The sequence below is a fragment of the Chitinophaga sp. HK235 genome (assembly GCF_018255755.1).
In the GTDB taxonomy this organism is placed as follows: domain Bacteria; phylum Bacteroidota; class Bacteroidia; order Chitinophagales; family Chitinophagaceae; genus Chitinophaga.
In genome coordinates, this window is sequence record NZ_CP073766.1 from 54,043 (window position 1) to 77,009 (window position 22,967).

Annotated in this window: 20 protein-coding genes; 10 read left to right on the top strand and 10 right to left on the bottom strand. The window is 49.1% G+C overall.

Features of this window, described 5'->3' with window-relative positions; all coding sequences use genetic code 11:
* The first annotated feature begins 125 nt into the window (after nucleotides 1–125).
* Together KD145_RS00250 and KD145_RS00255 are read left to right on the top strand one after the other, a co-directional pair.
* The gene (locus tag KD145_RS00250; RefSeq protein WP_212003932.1) at nucleotides 126–515 is read left to right on the top strand and encodes an iron chaperone; all 390 of its coding nucleotides are present in this window, start codon (nucleotides 126–128) and stop codon (nucleotides 513–515) included.
* A gap of 66 nt (nucleotides 516–581) precedes the next feature.
* Complete coding sequence (locus KD145_RS00255; RefSeq protein ID WP_212003933.1) at nucleotides 582–962, top strand: VOC family protein; 381 nt, start codon at nucleotides 582–584, stop codon at nucleotides 960–962.
* Between the two features lie 38 nt (nucleotides 963–1,000).
* Here the strand turns inward: KD145_RS00255 and KD145_RS00260 are convergent, their stop codons facing one another.
* From KD145_RS00260 to KD145_RS00270, 3 genes are all read right to left on the bottom strand, one after another.
* Nucleotides 1,001–1,561, bottom strand: coding sequence for a hypothetical protein (locus KD145_RS00260; RefSeq protein ID WP_212003934.1), 561 nt, complete (start codon nucleotides 1,559–1,561; stop codon nucleotides 1,001–1,003).
* Nucleotides 1,562–1,683: 122 nt separating this feature from the next.
* Nucleotides 1,684–2,787 (bottom strand): metallophosphoesterase, encoded by a 1,104-nt coding sequence (locus KD145_RS00265; protein ID WP_249219688.1) that lies wholly within the window; start codon nucleotides 2,785–2,787, stop codon nucleotides 1,684–1,686.
* 125 nt (nucleotides 2,788–2,912) lie between these two features.
* Nucleotides 2,913–3,827 (bottom strand): alpha/beta fold hydrolase, encoded by a 915-nt coding sequence (locus KD145_RS00270; protein ID WP_212003935.1) that lies wholly within the window; start codon nucleotides 3,825–3,827, stop codon nucleotides 2,913–2,915.
* Nucleotides 3,828–3,917: 90 nt separating this feature from the next.
* Here KD145_RS00270 and KD145_RS00275 point away from each other — a divergent pair, with 90 nt between their 5' ends.
* Nucleotides 3,918–4,910 carry a sterol desaturase family protein gene (locus KD145_RS00275; protein ID WP_212003936.1) on the top strand — a complete coding sequence of 331 codons (993 nt, stop codon included), beginning with the start codon at nucleotides 3,918–3,920 and terminating at the stop codon, nucleotides 4,908–4,910.
* A gap of 61 nt (nucleotides 4,911–4,971) precedes the next feature.
* Nucleotides 4,972–5,124 carry a hypothetical protein gene (locus KD145_RS00280; RefSeq protein WP_212003937.1) on the top strand — a complete coding sequence of 51 codons (153 nt, stop codon included), beginning with the start codon at nucleotides 4,972–4,974 and terminating at the stop codon, nucleotides 5,122–5,124.
* A gap of 62 nt (nucleotides 5,125–5,186) precedes the next feature.
* Here the strand turns inward: KD145_RS00280 and KD145_RS00285 are convergent, their stop codons facing one another.
* On the bottom strand, nucleotides 5,187–5,546 hold the full coding sequence (locus KD145_RS00285; protein ID WP_212003938.1) for a SnoaL-like domain-containing protein: 360 nt from the start codon (nucleotides 5,544–5,546) through the stop codon (nucleotides 5,187–5,189).
* Between the two features lie 274 nt (nucleotides 5,547–5,820).
* On the opposite strand from KD145_RS00285, the gene KD145_RS00290 reads away from it, so the two are divergent.
* The 3 genes from KD145_RS00290 (at nucleotide 5,821) to KD145_RS00300 (ending at nucleotide 8,566) form a co-directional block, all read left to right on the top strand.
* The gene (locus KD145_RS00290; protein WP_249219690.1) at nucleotides 5,821–6,900 is read left to right on the top strand and encodes a 3-oxoacyl-ACP synthase III family protein; all 1,080 of its coding nucleotides are present in this window, start codon (nucleotides 5,821–5,823) and stop codon (nucleotides 6,898–6,900) included.
* Between the two features lie 93 nt (nucleotides 6,901–6,993).
* Nucleotides 6,994–7,791, top strand: a complete 798-nt coding sequence (locus tag KD145_RS00295) for a PhzF family phenazine biosynthesis protein (protein WP_212003940.1) — start codon at nucleotides 6,994–6,996, stop codon at nucleotides 7,789–7,791.
* A 7-nt stretch (nucleotides 7,792–7,798) separates the two neighbouring features.
* Nucleotides 7,799–8,566 carry an isocitrate lyase/phosphoenolpyruvate mutase family protein gene (locus tag KD145_RS00300; protein WP_212003941.1) on the top strand — a complete coding sequence of 256 codons (768 nt, stop codon included), beginning with the start codon at nucleotides 7,799–7,801 and terminating at the stop codon, nucleotides 8,564–8,566.
* Between the two features lie 96 nt (nucleotides 8,567–8,662).
* Here KD145_RS00300 and KD145_RS00305 read toward each other — a convergent pair whose 3' ends face one another.
* A complete protein-coding gene (locus tag KD145_RS00305) occupies nucleotides 8,663–11,038 on the bottom strand; it encodes a family 78 glycoside hydrolase catalytic domain (protein ID WP_212003942.1) in 2,376 nt (791 codons plus the stop codon).
* Nucleotides 11,039–11,204: 166 nt separating this feature from the next.
* Between KD145_RS00305 and KD145_RS00310 the strand changes: the two genes are divergently transcribed.
* Both KD145_RS00310 and KD145_RS00315 read left to right on the top strand, forming a co-directional pair.
* Complete coding sequence (locus KD145_RS00310) at nucleotides 11,205–13,088, top strand: TonB-dependent siderophore receptor (RefSeq protein WP_212003943.1); 1,884 nt, start codon at nucleotides 11,205–11,207, stop codon at nucleotides 13,086–13,088.
* A gap of 70 nt (nucleotides 13,089–13,158) precedes the next feature.
* Nucleotides 13,159–13,731 carry an ester cyclase gene (locus tag KD145_RS00315; protein ID WP_212003944.1) on the top strand — a complete coding sequence of 191 codons (573 nt, stop codon included), beginning with the start codon at nucleotides 13,159–13,161 and terminating at the stop codon, nucleotides 13,729–13,731.
* A 6-nt stretch (nucleotides 13,732–13,737) separates the two neighbouring features.
* Here KD145_RS00315 and KD145_RS00320 read toward each other — a convergent pair whose 3' ends face one another.
* From KD145_RS00320 to KD145_RS00340, 5 genes are all read right to left on the bottom strand, one after another.
* Nucleotides 13,738–14,508 carry a DUF4397 domain-containing protein gene (locus KD145_RS00320; RefSeq protein WP_212003945.1) on the bottom strand — a complete coding sequence of 257 codons (771 nt, stop codon included), beginning with the start codon at nucleotides 14,506–14,508 and terminating at the stop codon, nucleotides 13,738–13,740.
* 22 nt (nucleotides 14,509–14,530) lie between these two features.
* Nucleotides 14,531–17,080 (bottom strand): TonB-dependent siderophore receptor, encoded by a 2,550-nt coding sequence (locus KD145_RS00325; RefSeq protein WP_212003946.1) that lies wholly within the window; start codon nucleotides 17,078–17,080, stop codon nucleotides 14,531–14,533.
* Nucleotides 17,081–17,098: 18 nt separating this feature from the next.
* Complete coding sequence (locus KD145_RS00330) at nucleotides 17,099–18,055, bottom strand: cytochrome-c peroxidase (RefSeq protein ID WP_249219691.1); 957 nt, start codon at nucleotides 18,053–18,055, stop codon at nucleotides 17,099–17,101.
* Between the two features lie 192 nt (nucleotides 18,056–18,247).
* Complete coding sequence (locus tag KD145_RS00335; protein ID WP_212003947.1) at nucleotides 18,248–18,892, bottom strand: YceI family protein; 645 nt, start codon at nucleotides 18,890–18,892, stop codon at nucleotides 18,248–18,250.
* A gap of 85 nt (nucleotides 18,893–18,977) precedes the next feature.
* Nucleotides 18,978–20,234 (bottom strand): peroxiredoxin, encoded by a 1,257-nt coding sequence (locus KD145_RS00340; protein ID WP_212003948.1) that lies wholly within the window; start codon nucleotides 20,232–20,234, stop codon nucleotides 18,978–18,980.
* Between the two features lie 456 nt (nucleotides 20,235–20,690).
* Here KD145_RS00340 and KD145_RS00345 point away from each other — a divergent pair, with 456 nt between their 5' ends.
* Nucleotides 20,691–22,895 (top strand): radical SAM protein, encoded by a 2,205-nt coding sequence (locus KD145_RS00345; RefSeq protein ID WP_212003949.1) that lies wholly within the window; start codon nucleotides 20,691–20,693, stop codon nucleotides 22,893–22,895.
* Nucleotides 22,896–22,967 lie beyond the last annotated feature (72 nt).

The window sequence follows — 22,967 nt, forward strand, 5'->3', positions numbered from 1 at the left end:
GGGGTGCTTCGTGAGAGGCACCCCTTCTTTTTTGACGCACCTACCCCCTGAGATTGCCGTCTTTACACCGCTAAAAGAAGGGAGGGGCTTCGTATTTTTGTATTGTCACTATCTACAATAAGGATATGGAAAACAAAACAAAATTCACTACTACGGATGAGTACATGGCCACCCTGCCCATAGAGAGCATCCATAAGGCCCGTGAGATACGGGAGATCATCCGTAAGGCGGTCCCCGCAGCCACAGAAGTGATCAGTTACAACATACCGGCCTTTAAGCTGGATAAGGTACTGGTATGGTTTGCAGGTTACAAGGCGCATGTGGGTTTTTATCCCGGAGGAACGGCTATTGCTGTATTTCAGGATGATTTAACAGCATATAAAACTTCCAAAGGAGCCATCCAGTTTCCGCTGGATAAACCCTTGCCGGTATCACTGATCAATAAGATCGTCAAGTACCGGATCAAGGAAATGGCGACACCCAGTGCTGTAAAGAAGGTCAAATCCAAAGGATAGCAGCTGTGTTTTTCTGGTTACAAATTTGAGGCACATGGATATTGCTCATCTAAAAAATGTTTAGCTATGTTCAAACAATCCACCGCATTCAGCAGTTTTTCGGTCGATGACCTGCAGCAGGCCAAACAGTTCTATCAGGATAAAATGGGGCTGGAAGTGGCAGAAATGCCTGAGGGACTTGAACTTCGCGTGAACGGTAATTCAAAAATATTCATCTATCCCAAGCCCAACCATGAACCGGCAACGTTTACTATTCTCAATTTTCCTGTAGAAAATGTGGAAGAAGCTGTGGAACAGCTTACCCGGAAAGGTATCCGGTTCCTGCATTATGCAGAACCTCTCGCTACGGATGAAAAAGGTATTTTCCGGGATACGGAAAATGGCATATCTCTGGCTTGGTTTACGGATCCCGCTGGCAACATCTTATCTGTGATCCAGGCTAAATGATCATAAAAAAACCGGAGCTGTCTCCGGTTTTTTGTTTATTATTTAATGTCCGCAAAATAGGTGACTTCTCCTTCGAGTGTAACCCGCAGTACGATGGGCTTGCCGTTATCATCCCGCAGTTCTACAAAATAGTTGTCTTCGTCTTCGAATTCTTCACCATAAATGATCATGTTGGTCTGGTTAAACTCGTTATCATCAAAGAAGACAACAGTTGCGTCCTTGTAGTTTTTAAAATGTCTTTCTATGTTTCTTTGTGCTGCCGCCGGCAGATCTGTAAAAGAAGCGGGGGTGGTGGTACCTACCAGGTTAGACTGATCATCATAATATGCAGTCATCGGCTTACCGTCTTTGTTGACAAAAGATGCCTGATCGAAATAAGCAGTGCGTTCCCATTTGACATCCGTTGCATTACCATAGTTTTCGGCAAAGCGTTGTTTGGACTGATAACTGACTTCCTTTCCCTTGAGGGCTCTGATTGATTTTTTTTCTGCATGTCTCTCTTTCCGGATCTCTTTTTTGGTAAGGCCCGGATCCTGTGCACGAGCAGCTGAAATCGCTATAAACATGGACAAAGCCATCAGAACAATTAACCTTTTCATGTGATCAGAGTTTAGTTTAGGATCAACAATAGTTTTCATGCTATGTAAAGCTAACAAACTGTTGTTTCGATTGTTCGTGGCGACCTTTTAAAGAAAATACAATTAACGCATCTCTCTTTTTGTTATAGGTGCAGCTGATCGAAGATATAGTAGAGCGGGCATTCTTCGAGTACTTTGCGATGGGCCACAGTACTGCCTTTGCGGGTCCATTTGATGAGACGGATAAAGCCGTCAGCGATTTCTATGCCGGTGATATCACCATCGTTGAAACAGCAACAGCCGGTATTAAAATAGGTGGGATGTGCCATGGTTTTAACAAATTGTTTACCGGCATATTCATCCGCTCTCCGCCGCAATTCGGCTTCCAGCGAGCTGACAGCTGTAGTGTCTCCTACTGCGGTGGCCCGTTGCAGTTGTTTGTTGAGCCTGTCTATATGGTCCATCGAAGCAAAGACCGGTTTATGGGTATGTCCTGAAATAAACAGTGTTTTCGGGACCTGCAGGCTCCATTCGTACATCATAATGTTATGGGCATCTACCAGATCAAAAGATTCGGAGAGGGTATCAGGATGTATGTCCAGGAAACGTTGCACCGGTGTCCAGATAGCGGCTACAAACCATTTGCTGAAAGTGTTGCCATCACTTCTCCTATCTCCCTGGTGTCCATGGGCCAGAAAAATACGATAGGCGTCACCGTTATATTGTGTTTGCAGAATAAGTCCTTCGTGTACCCGCAGTTTTTTACCGAACAGTGGCCGCAGAAACTGGCGGCGGGGAACGAGGTAATGCCATTCCAGGTCGTGGTTGCCAAAAATACGATAGTAGCGTTTGCGTTGCAGAAAACCGGCTTCTTCCTGTAAAGGCTGCTGGTTGTGGGCCATCACAGCGGCAGGTTTGTTCTCCCACAACTCTTCACAGTCGCCCAGGTTGATGAAAGTAAAACCATGATCATAATAATACTTCAGTGCGCCGGAGTAAGTAGCTGCAGCATCCCTGAAATCGTCGGCTGCGTCGCGGGCACCCTTGTGCTGGTCGGAGAAAATAATGATACGGGCACTGTCGCTGGCAAAAGGCACTACAGGCCCCCTGTCTTTTTTGCCTTTCAGAATAGCTTCATGCAACTGGGACAGGGAAGCGAAAACAGCTTTTTTATCCGGACGGGAAGATAACCTGCCGGACAGCCGGATGATCAGCCGGGCCAGCGTTTTTTTAATAGGACTTGACAACGGGTTTAGATTAACTTGGCAACAAGATAGTCGAAATTTTCTTCAGAAAAAAAGACCATCCCCATCCTTATCTGGCAGTGCAGATTTATGAAATATAACGTATATGCACTTCCCGTTGGCACGGATTACAGCTGCATTATACGCTGCAGGGTAGTATTGAAACTTTTCTGTTGTTCAAACATCGGGAAGTGCCCGGAGCCCTGTATCCAATACAGATTGGCTGCAGGGTAAACCTGTTTGAGCTCGTAGGTATAGAATGCCAGCGGGTCCTGGCGGCTGCCGATTACATACATCGGGCCTTTGTAGCGGGGCAGTATTTTGCTCAGATCGTAATGGATGCGGTTGAGGTCCTGAATTATCAGGCCTTGCATGGTGGTATTGGTAGGCGCCACATCAATTTTTTTCAGCATGCTGTCGATCATGCTTTTGTCGAAGATATATGTCATCCGTATAATACGGTTGTATTCCGCAGAGTCGGCGGCTGTAGCCTGATGGGCTTTCATCTTTTTATCCAGTATATCAAAACGGGATATTTCACAAAGTCCCATTTTAGTCCGCAGGTTGTTGATATGAGTGGTGAAAAATTCCGGATCAAATTTGTAATAACCGGGACATACCAGTACCAGTTTTTTTACATTTTGCGGGTAAGTGGCCGCGAAGTTCATAGCCAGCATAGCACCCCAGGAATGGCCGTATACAATCACACGGGGGATATGCAGATGATCCATGAGCAATCGTACATCTTCAATGGCGGCCTGCATGTTGATGGTGGTGGAGTCGAAAGGAACAGGGACAGACAGGCCGGTGCCTCTTTGTTCCAATAAGATGGCCTGATAGTTTTTGCCTAACATGTCCGCTACCTCCGCCTGTTGCAGACAGGAATTGCCAGGACCACCAGACAGAACAATCACTGGTTCTCCTTTTCCGTAGACATGGTAATAAAGTTTGCCCCATGGGGTACGGATGGCATCAGTAGACTGGGCTGAACAAAATGAGCTGGCTAAAAACAGGGTTATCAGCAGACATAAAAAGTTTCTCATAAGAATAAATTCGGGTGAAATCTTCCCGAATTTATATTATTTTTCGGGAGAAAGTTTTTCCACGTCACTGATCTTTTTAATCTTCCCGTTATGGCCATCTTAGAAACCTTATATCAGGAATTGATTTCTTTTCTGGGCATTAATAATCTGCTGGAGCTTTTCCTTACCGGCAATTATTCTTCATTGCTAACACTCAATGGTATCCTGGGGGTGATATCACCGGTAATACCTTTGTTGTTGCTGATAGAAATTGTGCGGGCGCTGGTGTACAAACGTTTTAAAATTGAAGACTATAAAATTCCTTTTCTGATCTTTGTGCTTAATCGTTTTATTTCCCGTTTTATCTCTATCGCGGCCATCGCTTTTTGTATCGGTGTGTTTGAGAAAATAGCCCCTTTTCAGGTTTCGTTTACCTGGTATTGGTTTATTTACGGCTATGTGGTATGGGAGTTTGCCCATTTCGTGTATCATTATCTGGGGCATAAGGTGCGTATCTTCTGGTGTCTTCACTCCACGCATCATGCACCTACCCATATGAACCTCTCAGTTACCTATGCACATTTTTTCCTGGAGGCACCCTATGCTGATGTGATCCGTACTTCTATCTGTATACTGGCAGGTGTCAATCCACCCATGCTTTTTCTCATCATGTTTATTGATGGTACCTGGGGTTCATTTATCCATGTGGGGGAAAATATCATGAAAGATGGCCGGATGGGCTTCCTGAACCGCATTATTCTTACCCCTTCCTATCATCGGGTGCATCATGCCAAAAATCCGCTTTATATGGATACCAATTTTTGCAATCTGCTGAATATATGGGACAAGGTATTTGGTACATTTCAACCGGAGCAGAAAGAAATAAAAATAGCCTATGGCATCACCCGGGAAATGGATCCCGGCAACCTGTGGGACGTATATTTCGGGGAACTGTATTGCCTCTGGAAAGATATCCGCAAGGCTCCCGGCATAGGTAATAAACTGTTGTACATCGTGATGCCGCCGGGATGGAGCCATACCGGCGATCATAAGACAGCCAGTGTCGTGAAAAGGGCCAGCCTGGCTGAGGTAGCGGCACCGTGAAAATACCGCAGGATATCTGGCCGCAAATGTTTATATTTGAAACACACTAACGCTGAAAACTATGTCACTACTATCTAACCACAAGAAAGGAAGCAAAAAAGACAATAAACAACCGAAGAACCATCTGACGGGCGCTAATGCTGCGATGAAACCCGCTACGCATCCGACTTTTGGCAGAAAACCCATGAAAACAGGTGGTACCCGTGGTTCATGATGAATGTTTGTAAAAGAAAATACAGAGGCTGTATCAAAATACTTGATACAGCCTCTTTCATTTTACCAGAAAAACTGTTCTGAAATAATTTTACCATCTTTTACAACATACACACAGATCTCATCCATCGTAGAACGGTCCTTGTCTTTCATTTTAACATCCATCGACAGGGTAAAGGCGATAGAATTGCCGGCAATAATGGGTTTTGAAACTTTGCAACCATAAGAGGCTTCTACCATACTTCCGAATAGCTCTCCTTTTTTGAAGATAGCGGGAAGCCCTCTGGTTTCTTTTTCAAAAGGCCCCATGGCTTCCGGTTCGATGCTGATGGCGTTTTCTGCAAAAAGCTCCTTCTGGGCAGTATGGAAGTCTTCTTTTGCGCATAAGTCCGACAGGCGTTGCGCGATTTCCTGGATTGTCATAGTCGTATGGTTTTTAGGTGATCTATTTTAAAGATACTGAAAATTGAATTGCTCCATGCTGTATAGCAGCGGCGGCCATTAGTATTTTTCGGCTAAATAAAGTAACTTCACTATGTTATTACAGCATTACTAGCGAGCATGAGCCGGACTAAGCCGACAATATTAAATTGCTGCATACTATCCGTAACCCTGTCATCCGACCTGAAATCGGATGGTCATATAATGCATGCAAGGATGTACCTATCCAATTTTACTATCACCTAAACCGCACATTTTGAACAAGATCAGCACCACTATCAAGGGATCAGGCAGTTATATTCCTGCACAAGCAAAGCCCAACAAAGACTTTGTTAACAACCGCTTTTATGATGCGCAGAAGGAGCGCATCACTGCTCCCGGTCAGGATATCATCGATAAATTCGAACAGATCACCGGTATCAGTGAACGCCGTTATGTAACAGATGACCAGTGTACTTCTGGTATTGCCGCCATCGCTGCCGGGCTGGCACTACGTGATGCAGGTATCGATCCGGAAACCATAGACCAGCTTATCGTAGCACACAACTTCGGAGATGTGGTACGGGGCTCTGTACAGTCAGATGCCGTGCCTGCATTGGCAGCCCGTGTAAAACATCAGTTGGGGATCCGCAACCCGTCCTGTGTGGCCTATGATATCTTATTTGGCTGTCCTGGCTGGCTGCAGGGCGTGATTCAGGCACATGCCTTTATCCGTGCCGGCGTAGCAAAACGTTGCCTAGTAGTGGGCGTGGAAGTGTTAAGCCGTGTACTGGACCCCCACGACCGCGACAGCATGATTTTCAGTGACGGTGCCGGTGCTATGGTGCTGGAAGCTGCAGAAGGTAATGCTGGTGAGACAGGCATCCTGTCGGTGGCAGCACAGACGTTTGCCATCAATGAACTGAACTACATCAATGTAGGCCCTTCCAACGACCCCGAAGAGACCAGTGGTATCAATTATGTAAAGATGCAGGGCCGCAGAGTATACGAGTTTGCGCTGAAACATGTGCCGGAAGCCATGAAGTCCTGTTTCGACGCTACCGGAGAAGATATCAGCCAGCTGAAGAAAATATTCATCCACCAGGCCAATGAAAAACTGGATGAAGCGATTGTAAAAGCATTTTACAAACTTTATGGTATCACACCGAGCCTGGAAACCGTTATGCCTATGAATATCCACGAGCTGGGCAACAGCTCCGTGGCCACTATTCCCACCTTGTTTGATATGGTCTCCAAAGGTCAGCTGCCGGAACATCAGCTGCATCCGGGTGATCTGATCATGTTTGCTTCTGTGGGCGCGGGCATGAATATCAATGCGGTTTGTTACCGGATTTAACGGATCAATCTGATATGGTCAAAAAAGATAAAACTGTATCTGTTTTGGCCGGGGTATTTATCTCAATTTTGTGGGGAATCAATTCACCACGAAATGAATATTCGTTTCTTTCAGGTAGATGCCTTTACCAATAAAGCATTCTGCGGAAACCCTGCCGGTGTATGTCTGCTGGAAGGGCCGCTGACAGATGAAACCATGCGGGCCATCGCGGCAGAGAACAACCTTTCGGAAACAGCTTTTCTCCTGCGGCAGCAGGATGGTTACAGCCTGCGGTGGTTTACACCCACCGTTGAGATAGCGCTTTGTGGCCATGCTACCCTCGCCAGCGCCCATGTGCTCTGGACTAACGGCCTGGAAACACCTGGCTCCACCCTGCATTTTCATACCCGCCATAGCGGCCTGCTGACGGCTGCCAGTAAAGATAACCGCATAGAACTTAACTTCCCCGCACGCAGTTATGAACCGGTCGTGCTGCCAACCGCCTTACGGCAACTTTTTGCCAACAACTATGTTAATGCGGTGTATAGCCATGACCGTTATATCATAGAATTGCCTTCGGCAGATGCGGTAGTGGCGTTTGTTCCTGATTTTCACCTGCTGGAATCCTACCGGGTAGTGATCACTGCGCGTGGTGATGAAGGCAGTCCCTATGACTTCGTATCCCGGTACTTTGCTGTACCCCTGGGCGTGTTGGAAGATCCGGTTACGGGGTCGGCCCATTGTGGCCTGGCACCTTACTGGGCCGACAAATTGGGTAAGACTTCCTTCAGCGCCTACCAGGCTTCTGCCAGGGGAGGAGAGCTGACCGTTATTTTGCAAAACGACCGGGTATTGCTGCAAGGTGAAGCCGTGACGGTCATCTCCGGTACATTCCATGTAAACCATCAATAATCACTATATGTCTGTTTTCGAAAAATTCAAAAGCCTGCATCATCAGGACACACCCTTGCTGCTGGGCAACGCCTGGAACGTAGCGAGTGCCCGTACCATGCAGGAAAAAGGCCTCAAAGCCATTGCTACCTCCAGCTCCGCTATTGCTGATACATTAGGATATGCTGATGGTGAAAATATTTCCTTCCCTGAGCTGTTTCATGTGGTACGACGTATCGTACAATGTGTGGACGTGCCGGTATCTGCCGACATAGAAGCCGGTTACAGCAATAGCATCGAAGGCCTGCTGGCCAATATAGATCTGCTGGTAGAAGCAGGGGTAGTGGGTGTCAACCTGGAAGACTCTTCTGCATCAGCCAGTAGGACCCTGCTGCCGGCAGAAGACTTTGTCAGCAAACTGACAGCCATCAAAGAACACCTGGCCAAAAAGGGAAAACAGCTGTTCATCAACGCCCGCACGGATACTTTCCTGCTGGATGTACCTGGCAAACTCGAAGAGACATTCAAACGGGCACGGTTATACGAAGAAGCCGGCGCCGACAGCTTCTTTGTTCCTTTTATCAAAGAACCTGCAGACATCCGCGCAGTAGTGGGTGCCACTGCATTACCCCTGAACGTGATGTCCATGAAAGAACTGCCTGCCTTCAGTGAACTGGCTGCCCTGGGCGTAAAACGTATCAGCATGGGCGGTAGTGTTTACTGGGCGCAGAAAAGAGCACTGGGTTCCCGTCTGGAGCAGATCGTGGAAGACGATTCTTTCATTACCTTGTTTTAATATTACTGAACTGAATTCGGCTGTAAATCTTAATGGATAAGGTTTACAGCCGAATTGTTTTTAATCTCTTTTAGAGATATTCATCCATCTTCTTCCTCAAAAAGATATCTCCTGTTTTCCTCCGTGTAATGTCTTCTCTTTCCCTTCCCAAACAAAAGTCCCCGAAAGTCCCTGTGGCAGCGTAATAGTAGCGCTGATGCCATGTGTTCCTTTACGTATAAGCGATACCGTTATTTCTCCTAACGGATGAGGCATCGAACCCTTTACCTGTTGCAGCGCTCCGGGCGCCGGTGCTATTTTTACGCTGGTGAAGCCGGGTTGCGCAGGCATGATACCACAGATGGTGGCAAGGAAATCATAGTTGGGACTGGCACTCCAGGCATGACAGTCGGAGCGGGTAGGCTCAGGGTTTTCCGCGAAAGTGGTGAGTCCCATCGCCAGCATATCACGCCAGGGCTGCAACTGACCATAGTATTGATTGGCCATGCCTGCTTTTTTAAGTGCCTGGTTGAGATAAAAACGATAGTAGAAAGTAGCCTGGCTGAGCGTGGTGTCGAAGAGCAGCGTGCGTAATACGGATTGTTCTTTGCTGGCCGGGATGGCACCCGCCAGCACAGCCATGATGCCGGCATGCTGGCTGAAAGTGTTTTTGTCAGGTGTGTTGGCCATTTTGTTACCGGCTGCATCGAAGCACTGGCGGTAAACGCTTTGTGTCAGTTGTTGTGCCAGCTGCCGGTATTGCTGTGCTTCGGCCGTTTTTCCGAAGCCTGCAAAGAGTGCGGCGGCCTGTTGCAGGGTATAGGCGTATTGCAGTGTAATGACGGTTGAATGTCCGTTGGTGGCACCATCGGGCACACCGCCCGGCCAGGCGGTATTCCAGTCGGTGAAGCCCCACCAGGGCATAGGCCCGAGCATCATGCGGCTGCGGTCAATATGTTGTTCGTACCAGTGTAGTACCCCGCTGGCAGCCACCAGGTATTGCCGGAGGAAGGCATCATCTTTCCGGTGCATCCAGTAGTCGTATAGCATGGATACCCAATAGAGGGAGAAAGGTGGTATCACCTGAAGGCGGCTACTGGGATAACGGCCCTGGGTAAGCCCTTCCGGCACGCGTGAACAGTAAAAGTCGTGGATGGCTTTCCGCATCAGCCGATCGTCGCCGGCCACATAGAGGGAGATAAGCGACTGGATACGGGTATCTCCTTCATATTGCAGTTGTTCGTAGTAGGGACAGTCAAAGTAGGTTTCTCCTGCGCAAAGGCGCGCTGTGCGCCAACCGGTCTTCCAGATGGTGGTGAGGCTGGTGTCGTTGCTGCTGAAAGTGGCTTTTTCTTCAAATGGATAGCCGGTACGCATGCCATAGAGGTCGTCGATCTGCAGCGGTTCGTCGCTGGTGCTGATGTCCAGTTGAACATACCGATAGGTACGGAACCACAGTGGCCGGAAGGTCCGCTGTCGGCCGCCATCGGGCTCGAAGATATCGTAGTTGCCCTGGATCTCCATGCCTTCCACCTGATTGCGGTTGGCTTTCTGGTGGTTGCGGAAGAGTGCTTCCGCATAGGTGAGACGAATGCTGCTGCCTTTGCCGCCGGAGACGGTGAGCTGCGGATAGGCGCTGGTGTTATAGGTCTGATCTATCAGTATGGAGGTGGTGGTATGAGCGGGAATGGTGAGGGATGTTTGTTCCCGCGGCCAGGAGGGGGCAGGAGTGATACCGCTGCTGCGGCGTACCAGCCCCATTCTTTCCGGAATTTCCTCCATCAGCGGGATGCTGCGGGGCACCAGCGTCCAGAGGTTGTCGGTGCCCTGCCCGGCTGGTACAGGGTGGGTGACAGGCTGGGCGGTATGCCAGCCGGCATCGTTGTAACCCGGTTGTTCCCAGCCCCAGGGATAAGCACTGCCCTTCACATGATCGCCGGGGCCAATGACCATATAACTGCGCATTCTGGCGCCGTTATCGAGTGAACAGGGCGTATAGGCGGAATCGTTATATACCTTCCAGCTGTTGCCGGTGTTGACGATTTTTTCTGCTTCCGTATCACCCTGCAGCAGCCAGCCGGTTTGATTGGACACCTGTGCCACCGGGGCATGTTCCCCCATGTTCCATACCAGAGCAGCCAGAGTATTGTTTCCTGTCTGCAGGTAAGGGGCAATATCCACCGTTTCGTAGTACCAGTTGTAAAGATCACCTCTGGCCGGACCACTGCATACGGCCTTCCCGTTTACAAAAAAGCGGTAGCGGTTGTCGGCGCTCAGGTGCACGATAAAGCGGGAGGGTTTTGTGTCCAGGGAGATGGTTTTGCGGAAATGATAGATACCATAGGCCCGCTGCGCGATGCCCGGACTGGTGATCCAGGAGGCCGTCCAGCCGCCCTTTAGCAAGGCCGGATTGACAGGTAGTTGTCTGCCATAGAGCTGAAAGGGATAACTACTGCCTAGCAGTAGGATAAACAGATATACGTGGAATTTCATATATAGATTTTGATGGTATGTAGTAGAAGTAAGATAAAAATTACGGTTGATATCTGCAAGCTGCTGGTAAAGGTTAAATAACATCTCCAACTATAGCCCAGGGCTTCAGCCCTGGGAAAGATAAATTCTGTACATTTGCGCCGCTTTGACCAATTTAAACAAAAGGATGCGCATAACAATTGCAGACCGTAAATTATGGATGTTCCTGCTGTTGGGCATGGGCGGCCAGGTAGCCGCACAACAACGCCCGGACACCATGAGTTCCAAAAGCCTCGATGAGGTGATTGTGCAGGAAAACAGGCTGGCAGGCCCGCTGAAGGCTGCTAACCGCAATATTACCATCATCAGTCGCAAACAGATCGATGCCATGGCAGTGACTTCCATCAATGAAGTGCTGGCCTTTGTGCCCGGCCTGGACGTACGCCAGCGTGGCCCCGGTGGTATTCAGGCTGATATCGGTATTGATGGCGGTACCTTCGATCAGACACTGGTGCTGCTGAACGGTATCAAAATCACTGATCCGCAGACAGGACATAATATCATGAACCTGCCGATCTCCCTGGCAGATGTAGACCATATAGAGGTGCTGCGTGGTGCGGCTGCCAGAGTGTATGGCATCAATGCGCTCAATGGTGCCATCAACATTATCACCCGCCAGGCGAAGGAAACCGGTGCGGTGGTCAATGCCAATGTGGGCAGCAGCTTTAAAAAAGATGAAAACAATAAACTGTACAATGGCTATGGCATCGGTGCCACGGGTTCTCTGGTATCCGGTTCCAGCGCGCAGTCCCTGTCGCTGAGTGCCAACAGTGGCAATGGCTATCGTTACAATACGGCTTATGACAACTACCGGGCCTTTTATCAGGGCAGTTTTCAGCCATCAGCTGCTCATCAGGTACAGACGCTGGCCGGTTTTGTGAAAAACAGCTATGGTGCCAACGGTTTCTATGCCGCTCCCGGTGACAAGGAATCGGAAGAAAACGTGAAAACCTTCCTCGCGGCCGTTAGTGACAAGATCCAGGTCCGCAAAGGCTGGGAGATGACACCCAGGGTAAGTTACCGCTTTACGGAAGACGAGTACCTGTATGTGAAACAGAATAAAGCTGGTGCCAATCTGCATGATAATAATATTGTAGACGTAGAGCTGAACAACCGTTTCGAGACCGGCATCGGTTCTTTCGGTGCAGGCGCAGAAGCCCGCTATGAAGCGATCAACAGCAACAACCTGGGTATTCATGAACGTACCAACCTGGGCATCTATGGAGAGTTCAAAAGTAAAACAGACAAACGTTTCAACTTCACCCTGGGTGGTTATTTAAACTACAACTCTGCCTATGGATGGCAGTTCTTTCCGGGAGCTGACGTAGGGTATAACATCACTTCAGACCTGAAGCTGTATGCCAATGTGGGTACGGCTCAACGGCTGCCCACTTATACCGACCTGTTTTACAAAAGCAAGGCAATTATGGGCAACGCCCTGCTGGGCGCAGAAAAAGCAACCTATATGGAAGCAGGTCTGCGTAAATACAGTGGTAAATTCTCCTATTCCGGCAGTGTGTTTTACCGCCAGATATCAGACTTTATCGACTATGTAAAAGACAGCCTGCCACAGCCCTGGCAGCCGCAGAACTTCCAGCGTGCAGATACCAAAGGGTTTACCCTGCAGACAGGATATGCTACGACCTTTGCATCTGGCGTGTTCAACAGCTTTGCTGCCAATGCGGGTTACAACTACCTGTCACCTTCCTTTAAAGGAGATGATAACAATCAAAAGATATCCCGCTACGTGATAGAAAGTCTGCGCCATCAGGTGACAGCCAATGTGAGAGCAGCGTTGCTGCATCATTTTATGGTATCGGCATCGGCGCGTTATAATATGCGTATTAACTATAAAGACTATACGGTAGTGGATGCCCGTATTGCTTATCAGCAAAAACGCTATCAGTTATATGTGGATGCCAATAACCTGCTGGACGTGACCTACGTGGAGGCCGGCGCCGTGCCCATGCCCGGCAGATGGCTGACACTGGGCGGCAGTGTGAAGTTCTAAAATATTAAAAGGTGAACTTTTTCCTGGTCCCGGCTGTAGTGTAAGTCTAATCACTCAAAGCTACCAGACCATGAAAAAGTTCACTTTCATTTTAGGCGTGGGCGCCCTGGCGCTCGTTGTGTATGCTTCCTGTTCAAACCCCGTCAATAATAGCGGCGACTGGAAAGCCAAAGCAGATTCCCTCCAGGCCAAACTGAACCAGTTTGAGCAAAACCAGCAAGAAATCAACACCTACCTGACGCGCTTCGACTCGCTGGACTTCGATTTTTATAGTCACCAGCAATGGGACAGCCTCCAGCTCAGCCATGCCAGCAACATTGTAGTCACCTATCCCGACGGGCATCAGACTACCGGCATTCCCACTCATATCAGCGAACTGAAACCCATGTTTGTGTTTGCACCTGATACCCGCATTGTAAGCCATCCTATTAAATTTGGCAGTGGTAAATACACCTGCGTGGTGGGAGTTATGGAAGGCACTTTCTCTCAACCGATGCCTGGCAGCGGTGGCAAATCGATTCCACCTACCGGCAAAAAATTCAAACTGCAGATGTGTACCGTAGGGGAGTGGAAGGACGGTAAGATGATAGCAGAAACGCTCTTCTGGGACAATGCAGCCCTGATGAAACAGATCATGCCATAACCACCGTTATTGATGCGATATCAGGCTTGCGCCGGGAATATCTTTTTCATTCAGCGCCCCATGGAACAATACCGTATAGGCTTTCCCGGCTTCCAACTGAAGCCCCGACAAAGCAGGAATATCAATTGTTTGTCCGTTGGCGCTGATGGTTAATGAAATCGTACCGGCGTCTACGTTAGTAAACGGACCAATTTCATAAGCGGCACCGGCAGGATTACTCCCGCCGGCGCTCGCATAACCCACCTTTTGAAACAATACGACTTCGTTGTTATGCTGACGCAGTTTTACCTGTACATCGCCAATTCCCCAGGCGAAATGTACAAAGCGTAGCTTGGCTTTTCCGGCCGGCGCGCTGCGCAGATCATCATAAAAAAGTACCAGGGTATCCTTACTGCGGTCATATTTTTTGCTGGCCGCAAATACCGTATGATAATAATCCGGAATAGGTCCATTGGGCCCACCTGTTTCCGTATAGGCGGCACTGTTACCAAACTGCCGGGAGGCTTTGTAACTGGTGCCGCTGCCTTCGGTGAAGTTGATCTGTACGTTGCCGTAAGTGGTGGGCAGATAGGGAGAGGCCTGGTTGATGCCCACTGCTGTAGTTGTGATTTGCCTGGTAAATGTCCAGAACTGAATACCGGTGGGTACAGTACGGGCATTGACAAAACTGATATAAGCATTGAGCGGAGGCCTGTCTGTTCCGTTGATGTCGAGATAATCGCTTTTGGAGCAGGCACTCAGGGCCAGTATTAGCAGAATGGGTAGATGCGGTTTCATGTGTACTGTTTTAGGTAGATGATCAGAATTTGCCATAGAGCCTGATGAATGGCTGTATGCCTGCGCTGCCGTTTTGTATACCTACTATGGTAGGGTTACGAAGGCCGGAGATGGCAGGGTCGGTGTAGTCGCCCAGTGTATTGAACACATTGTTGACGCCTATTGTCAGTTGTATTTTGGGGCTGAAGAAATATCCGGCAGAGAGGTCGGTTACCAGTATGGGTTTCAGCTCCTGAAAGTAATAGTCCGGTTTGGGAAAATTAGCATTCTGCGCGGTAGCTGTGGTAACCGGGCCGAAGTAAACGGTACGCAGCAGCAACGACCATACAGGCGTGCTCCAGGCGCCCTGCAGTGTAATTTTCTGACCGGGAATATTGGTAGTAACCCTGGCTCTTTCTGCTTCACTGAAGATAACATACTTGTATTGTTCGAGTCCTTTGGGTGTATTGATACCGGTGACTTCATTTTTTACGAAGTTGCCGCCAGCCAGCAGTTGCAGGCTGCCATGGCCCAGTGGAAAACGATAGCTGCCGGTGAACTCTATCCCGGTGGTGCGGGTGCTGAAGGCGTTATAAAAAAACTTAGCCTGTGTGGTACCGGTTTGCAGCAGCAAAGCACGTACATCGGGCGGAAGGTTATTGTCGTTGGAGGAGAAGTTACCGGTGTTGCCTACACGATTATTGATTTTTACATAATAGGCATCGGCTGTCAGTTCCGCATTGGGCACGGGTTGCGAGGTGATGCCGGCTGTATATCCGGTAGAGCGTTCCGGCGTGAGGGATGGGATGCCCAGTGCACGGGTGGCTGCGCTTTTATTGGAGGCCGTTACCTGATCGATGGCGCGGCCCTGCTGGAAGCTGGTAGAAGTTTCGGTGTAATAGAACTGTGCCAGATCGGGTGCACGGAAGCCGGTGTTGGCCGAGGCCCTTATGTTGAACCAGGGAGCGAAACTATATCGGGTGGCTATTTTACCGGTTGTTACGTTGCCGAAGTCGGAGAAGTTTTCGGCTCGTAGCGCTGCTGATACCAGCCATTGTGCAGTGATTTTGGCTTCCAGGTCTATATACCCAGCCACGATGGCGCGGCTTACATTCACCTCGTTGGACGGCCGGAACCCGGCATGTATCTGTGATCCGGGAGAGAGGCCGTTGAGGGCCAGCAGTCCGGCATTGCTGAGATAAGGCACGCCTGCCACGCTGGTATCAATCCGGTAGATAGTCTGCAGGTCTCCTTTGATATAGGAGGCTTCTTCGCCCGCGATGATCTGGTAGGTTTCTGTGCGGTACTGTGCACCAAAGGCTACGTTGAGGCCATGCAATATACCAGCAATGTGCCGGCTGATATCGAGGCTGGCCGTGTTCTGCGAGCCATTGTAGCTGCCGGCGTTGAAGGTGGTGGGGCTTTTGGCGCCCAGGCTGGCATTCAGTGAATTGCTGATGATGTTGCTGAAATCATTTTTGCCATATACATTGGACAGATCGATGTTCCATTGATTCACTTTTCCTTTTATGCCGATGGCCAGCGACTTATCGGTGATACCATTGTCCATGGCGGGTAGGAAGCCGTCGGGATAGAGTGTGGTGTTGTTGCGTTCTGTCCATCCGGGCAGGCGGTATACGGCGGTGAACTGGGAATTACGGCGGCTGATGCCACCGAAAGCATATACTTCTACCTGTTCTTTTACCGGAATGGCAGTGTTAAAAAAGAGGAGGGCATCTTTGGCTTTGTTGGAGCCGGCACCGCGCTGGTCGAAGAAGTGGCGGTCTATGCCCCGGCTTTTCAGGATAGCGTCGTCGATATCTTTTGTATAGATGGCGTCGTAGCCTCTGGTGTTGGCGCCACCGCCATAAACAGGACCATTGTACAGGCCGGCATCGTCGCGGCCGGGTTGCAGGGCGATGGCCTGGGTGGCGAATTCGGCGCTTACGTTGAGGTAACCACCTTGCTGTCCTATTTTGGTGCCATAGTTGACGCCGGTGCGGGTACTAACGCCGTCGCCTCTACGTCGTGTGGTGGCGGTGGTGTTCACCAGGATATGGTCAGTCTGTTTTTTCAGTACGATGTTGATGACACCGGCGATGGCGTCTGAACCGTATTGGGCAGCAGCGCCATCGCGGAGTATTTCTATGCGGTCTATGGCGCTGACGGGGATGGCATTGAGATCATAGCCGGTAGCGCCGTTGCCCAGACCGCCCCAGTTGACGTTTGCACTCTTGTGGCGTCGTTTGCCATTGACCAGCACCAGCAGCTGGTCTACGCCGAGGCCTCTGAGCTGGGCCAGGTTCAGTGCAGAACCGGCATCACCGGCATTGCTGCCGTTGATGGAGTGAAAAGAAGGAGCAATGTATTGCAGCAGCTGCGTAATACTGGTTTGCGGGGCGGACTGTTGCAACGACTTTATATCGATGATATCTACCGGTACCGGTGAATTGAGTTTGGTACGGTCGGCGCTTCTGGAGCCAACTATTTGTATTTCTCCCAGTTGTCTGGTGGTGTCGGTGACATGCCTGATCTGCGCCGACAAGCCGGAGAACAGTAAGGGAGCGGTGATAGTGAGTATAAATTTTTTCATGCGCTGGTTGGTTGATGGTTAAGGTCGTTGAGCAAAACGATCATCTGTCAGGGCTACCAGGAAGGCTTCCAGGTCCTGTATCTCCTGTTCGCTCAGGTTGAGTGGTTTGTTCAGGGAGAGGTCCCTGCCAATACCATCGGGTACGATGACGTTGGGGTTGTTGTAATAGATAATCACTTCCCGGAGGGTTTTAAACATGCCGTTATGCATGTAGGGGGCAGTAACCGCTACATTACGCAGGCCGGGAACTTTAAAAAATCCTTTGTGGGTGCTGTCTTTGGTCGCTTCATAGCGGCCAGGGTCGGGGAGTGTGGTACCGTTATACAGACCGATGTTTTTAAACCGGTCGGCGGTAAAGTCTTCCCCGGAATGACAGTTGTTGCAATTGGCTTTTCCGATAAACAATAGTCTTCCTCGTTTAGCCGGTACCGTTAGCGCGTTCTCATCACCGGCAATGTAGCGGTCATAGGGACTGTTGGCCGTTTCCAGTGTTTTTTCGTAGGCAGCCAGCGCCTGGGTGATATTGGTGGCTGTGGCCGGCCCGTTAAACACCTGTTCGAATAAATGCCGGTAGCTGTCATTGGCATTGAGCCGCTGTACTGCTTCTTCGATGGGCAGCCCCATTTCGTCGGGGTTGATGATGGGCTGCAGTGCCTGAGCTTCCAGGGTAGGCGCACGGCCATCCCAGAAATAGCTGGGTCGCCCGGAGAGGTTGGTGATACCGGGTGTATTCCTTTTGGTAGGTGTATGATGAATACCCAGACTGAAGGCAGCAGTATCCGCAAAGCCATGTTGTGGCTGGTGACAGGAGGCACAACTGATACTCAGGTCTTTTGACAGCAAGGGTTCAAAGAACAGTTTTTCTCCCAGTTGTGCCCTGGTGGGAGGAGCGCTGTTGCCTGTCCGGAAACCGGCCAGGATGGCGTACAGGCATAGTACGCCCAATAAAATGAATATCATTTTTTTAGCGGGCATCGAACTTATTTTAAGAGAAAAGAAGGGCTGTAACGCAGCATGTTGCTACGCCTCCGATCATCAGACAGTTAAATAAAAAAAAGCAGAAAAAGGGTTGGTGGGAGAGATTTGGTTGTCATTCCCGGGAGAACAGGCAATGTTACCTGTTCTCCCCAGGAACTAATCGGGGTAGCAGAGAATGGATGGTTTAGTTTATTGAGCGTTGGCTACTAACTCCACTGCGAGATCGAAATCGTCGTAGATGGCTTTATCACCAATACCCTCAAAGAAGTTTTTAGAACCGTATTTAATGTTGTATTTGGTACGGTCTACCTTAAGATCCGCTTTGGCTGTCAGTTTGTTACCTGCAACAGCTACTGTAGCCGGGAAAGTGATCGGGTTGGTAATACCTTTAATGGTCAGGTTACCGGTGATATCGTATTTACCAGCGCCTTTAGGTGTTACTTTGGTGATCACAAAATTGGCAGATGGGAATTTCTCTACACCAAAAAAGTCTTCGCTTTTCAGGTGACCCAGCAGTTTGGCGTTACCATCGGCATCTTTGATGTCGGTAACAGCGATGCTGCGGGTGTCGAGGCTGAAGCTACCGCCTTTCAGTACATTGTTTTCAACATCCAGTTTACCGTCGGCTACGTTGATAGTGCCGCTATGCTGGCCGGTTACTTTTTTGCCTACCCAGTTCAGTTTGCTCTGGTTTTTGTCTACCTGGTAGGTAGTAGCTTTTTTAGTAGTGACAGCGCGGGCAGCTTTTTCTTTATTGCCGGCAGTTGCAGGAGAGGTCAAAGACATCAGTATGATGGCGCTTCCCATGAATACCAAGGATACTAATCGTTGCATATGAGTGTGTGTTTAAAATTTTGCTGCAAAGTAATTTGAATTTACGGAGAAGCGTTTGCGCAAAGCGGAAAAAAACTGTTAAATTTTATTTTTCTGCAATAAGTGCGTCCAGATCCCTGTTCCACCGCGCCACATAGTCCTGATAGTATTGGCCGGTGATTTCTCCGGTATAACCGGTATGTATCTGTCTTACTTCTCCTTTACGGTCTATAATGATGGTGGTTGGAAACGCCATCATGCGGTTGAGCGCCGGAAACTTCTCTGACGCCACTTTCTTATCAGCAATGCCACCAAAAAGAATATCATATTGAATGTTGTATTTGTCTTTTAATTTACCCAGTGTGTAACGGGCATATTCCAGGTCGTCTTTTTGTTCAAATCCTACTGCGATCGCTTCTACGCCTCTGTCTTTGTTTTTATTGAACCAGGGTGAGAGGAAGGAAGTCTGATCGGTACAGTTGGGACACCAGGTGCCGATGATTTCCACAATTACCACTTTGCCTTTGTATTTCTCATCGCTGAGCGATACATTTTTGCCGTTGAGATCGGGCAGTGTAAAGTCCAGTTTTTTATATCCTTCTTTGAGATAAGTCAGTTTATACGGGTCCGGTAGTTCTATGGCAGCATTTTTATTACCATCGAATTTGATATTGTTGTAGATGCCCAGACTTAGTTCTCCGGTGAGTGATTTATCATCATTGATTTTTCCCTTGATGTAGATGGGGCTTGGGCCGGTGAAGCCAGACAATTCAAATTCATCGCCATGGACGGTACCTTCCAGCTCACGGCTGTCGCCTACTACCGAGAGGACGACACCTGTTAGTTTGTTGCCCTGTTGTTTAAGCAGTCCTACACGATTGGGCGTGGGCTCTTTGCTGTAGATAGAGAGGTCCCATTTACCGCTGATATCATATTTGGGTGCTTCTTCCGTGCCAGGTGGTGCAAAGCGGTAGTCCTGGCCGTATTCTGCGTAAAAGGGTAGTGCATTGCCGCGGAAGTTGGGCACCAGGCTTCGATATTCACCGGTGATTTTTCCATCACTTTCTATATGGGCCACCAGCGCGGCATCGTAGGTGTTCATTTTAATAAACAAAGAATCACGGCCGACACGTTGTACATGAAAATCATCGCGGCGGGTGCCATTAATCAGTGTAAATACGGCATGTTCAGGGTCTTTCCCTTTCAGTTCGAAGTTAAATGGCACACTGGATTCGCTGAGGGTAAACACACCTCTCCAGACGCCTTCTTTTACAAAAGGTTTTTCAGGGTTGCCGGCAGCAGCGCTCCCCCACAGGGATACAGAGAGGAGACCGGTCATCAGTAATGACTTATGTGTTTTCATGGTGTTATGTTTTTTTTGGTTGAAGAAAAAGATGCGCGGGACATTTAGGGATTTCTGGATTTTTTGATTTAGGGATTTAAAATGCAGCAGAGATTAGACAACGTGATCTTCGTTGCATTTTAAATCCCTAAATCAAGAAATCAAAAAATCAAGAAATTAACGGAACCGGCTATACGCCATTTGTCCTGTTCCTGTATCATCAGGAGAGCATCAACATCGGAAGGATAAAACAAGCGGTTTCATGCTAATTAATTTATGGGCTTCCCGGAAATAGTGGGTGTGTAAATTAATGATTGGTGGCTTTGTTGTTGGTGGTGAAGCAAAGATAGGAGCGGCTTTTTACATTTCCAAATAAAAGTCTATAATTTTTGTAGACTAATTGCTTTCAGGGCGTACAACCGCAATCCTGCTATCTTTCATTAATATGACCTATTTTTGCGGTTTAAACAATCTGACTTGAATAATTCTGTTTTTTTAATAACGCCGCCATTTACACAGCTGAATACGCCTTATCCGGCAACTGCTTACCTGAAAGGGTTCCTGAATACCAAAGGGATCAAAGCCTTTCAGGCAGACCTGGGCATAGAAGTGACGCTGGCATTATTTTCCAGACAGGGATTACAGCAGTTGTTTGCCAGCATTGAGGCTGAGCCGCCGGCTACCACCTTGTCTGAAAATGCAGCAAGGATCATTGCTTTGCAGGAGGATTATGTGAATACCATCGATGCGGTGATCCTGTTTTTACAAGGGAAAAACCCTACGCTGGCGCATCAGATCAGCAAGCGGGATTTTTTACCCGAAGCATCGCGCTTTGCGCAGCTGGATGATCTGCACTGGGCTTTCGGCTCCATGGGCATGCAGGACAGGGCCAAACATCTGGCCACCATGTATCTGGAAGACCTGTCGGACCTGATCATGGAATGTGTGGACCCGCATTTTGGCTTCAGCCGTTATGCAGAACGCCTGAGCCGCTCTGCCAACTCTTTTGATGAATTGTATGATGCCCTGCATGAAGGGTATACTTATATTGATCATATCCTGACAGACCTGCTGGCTGAAAGGATGGAAAGCATACAACCTGCCATGGTGGCTATTTCGGTGCCTTTCCCGGGCAACCTGTATGCCGCTTTTCGCTGCGGGCAGTGGATCAAACAACATTATCCGCAGGTGAAAATAGCCATGGGTGGTGGTTTCCCGAATACGGAGCTGCGGTCACTCAGCGATCCCCGTGTGTTTGAGTTTATCGATTTTATTACCCTTGATGATGGAGAAGCTCCCATGGAAGCCCTGGTGGCTTTCATCAATGGCGAGAAAAACGTAGCGGATCTGAAACGCACGTTCCTGCTCGAGGATGGAAAAGTGATCTATATCAACAATCCGTCCTGCCATGATTACAAGCAGAGCCAGGTAGGCACGCCCGACTACAGCGATCTGCTGCTGGACCATTACGTGTCTGCTATAGAAGTAGTAAACCCCATGCACAGCCTCTGGAGCGATGGCCGCTGGAACAAGCTGACCATGGCGCATGGCTGCTATTGGGGTAAATGTACTTTCTGTGATATCTCACTGGATTATATCCGTGTATATGAGCCCATAGCCGCATCCCTGTTGTGCGACCGTATGGAGACCATCATAGCCCAAACCGGGGAGAACGGCTTTCACTTTGTGGACGAAGCTGCGCCCCCTGCATTGATGCGGGCCCTGGCGCTGGAAATCATCCGGCGCAAACTCACCGTCACCTGGTGGACCAATATCCGTTTCGAAAAAAGTTTTACCCGCGATCTCTGTCTGCTGCTCAAGGCTTCCGGCTGCATTGCGGTGTCTGGTGGGCTGGAAGTGGCATCTGACCGCCTGCTGGGCCTGATTCAGAAAGGTATCACTGTAGCCCAGGTAGCAAGGGTGAACCGTCACTTTACAGAAGCAGGTATCATGGTTCATGCTTACCTGATGTATGGCTTCCCGACACAGACGGCACAGGAGACCATCGATTCGCTGGAAATGGTGCGGCAGATGTTTGAAGCAGGTATCTTACAATCCGCGTTCTGGCACCAGTTTACCATGACGGCACACAGCCCGGTAGGGAAGGACCCGGCTAAATTTAAGGTGCAAAAGGAAACAGAAGAAACCGGCACCTTTGCCAACAATGATATCATGCATATCGATCCTACCGGTGCCGATCACGAGAGCTTCAGCTACGGACTGAAAAAGTCCCTGCTCAATTATATGCATGGCAACTGCCTGGACTATCCATTATCCAAATGGTTTGAGTTTAAGGTCCCCAAAACGGCTGTAGCACCGGATTTCATCAGTAAGGCGTTGCTGGAAGAAGAAGGTGGCACGGTGAAGCCTACCTCGAGGATTGTATACCTGGGCAAACAGCCTGTGGTAGAAACGATCACCAAATCCAAAAAGGGTAGTACCTGGGAAGTGTCTTCTTTTACTTTCCAGAACAAGAAGGAAAAAATGAATATCAGTGTGGCGCCTTCACAGGGCGAATGGCTGGCGAAGCTGCTGAACGAGGCGAAGGTGTCCAACTCCAAAATACTTACGCTGCAGGAGGTGAAGGATAGTTATGAGGCGGCGGGCCTGGAGGATTTTGAGTTGTTCTGGGACAATAAGCCGGTGAATACGCTGTACAAATCGGGGCTGCTGAAGTTGTAGCTATAGCATGTGGTGGCGGAGGCGCCACCCGGATATTTTTTATGTGGTGTCACCTGTTGTGATACCACTGCT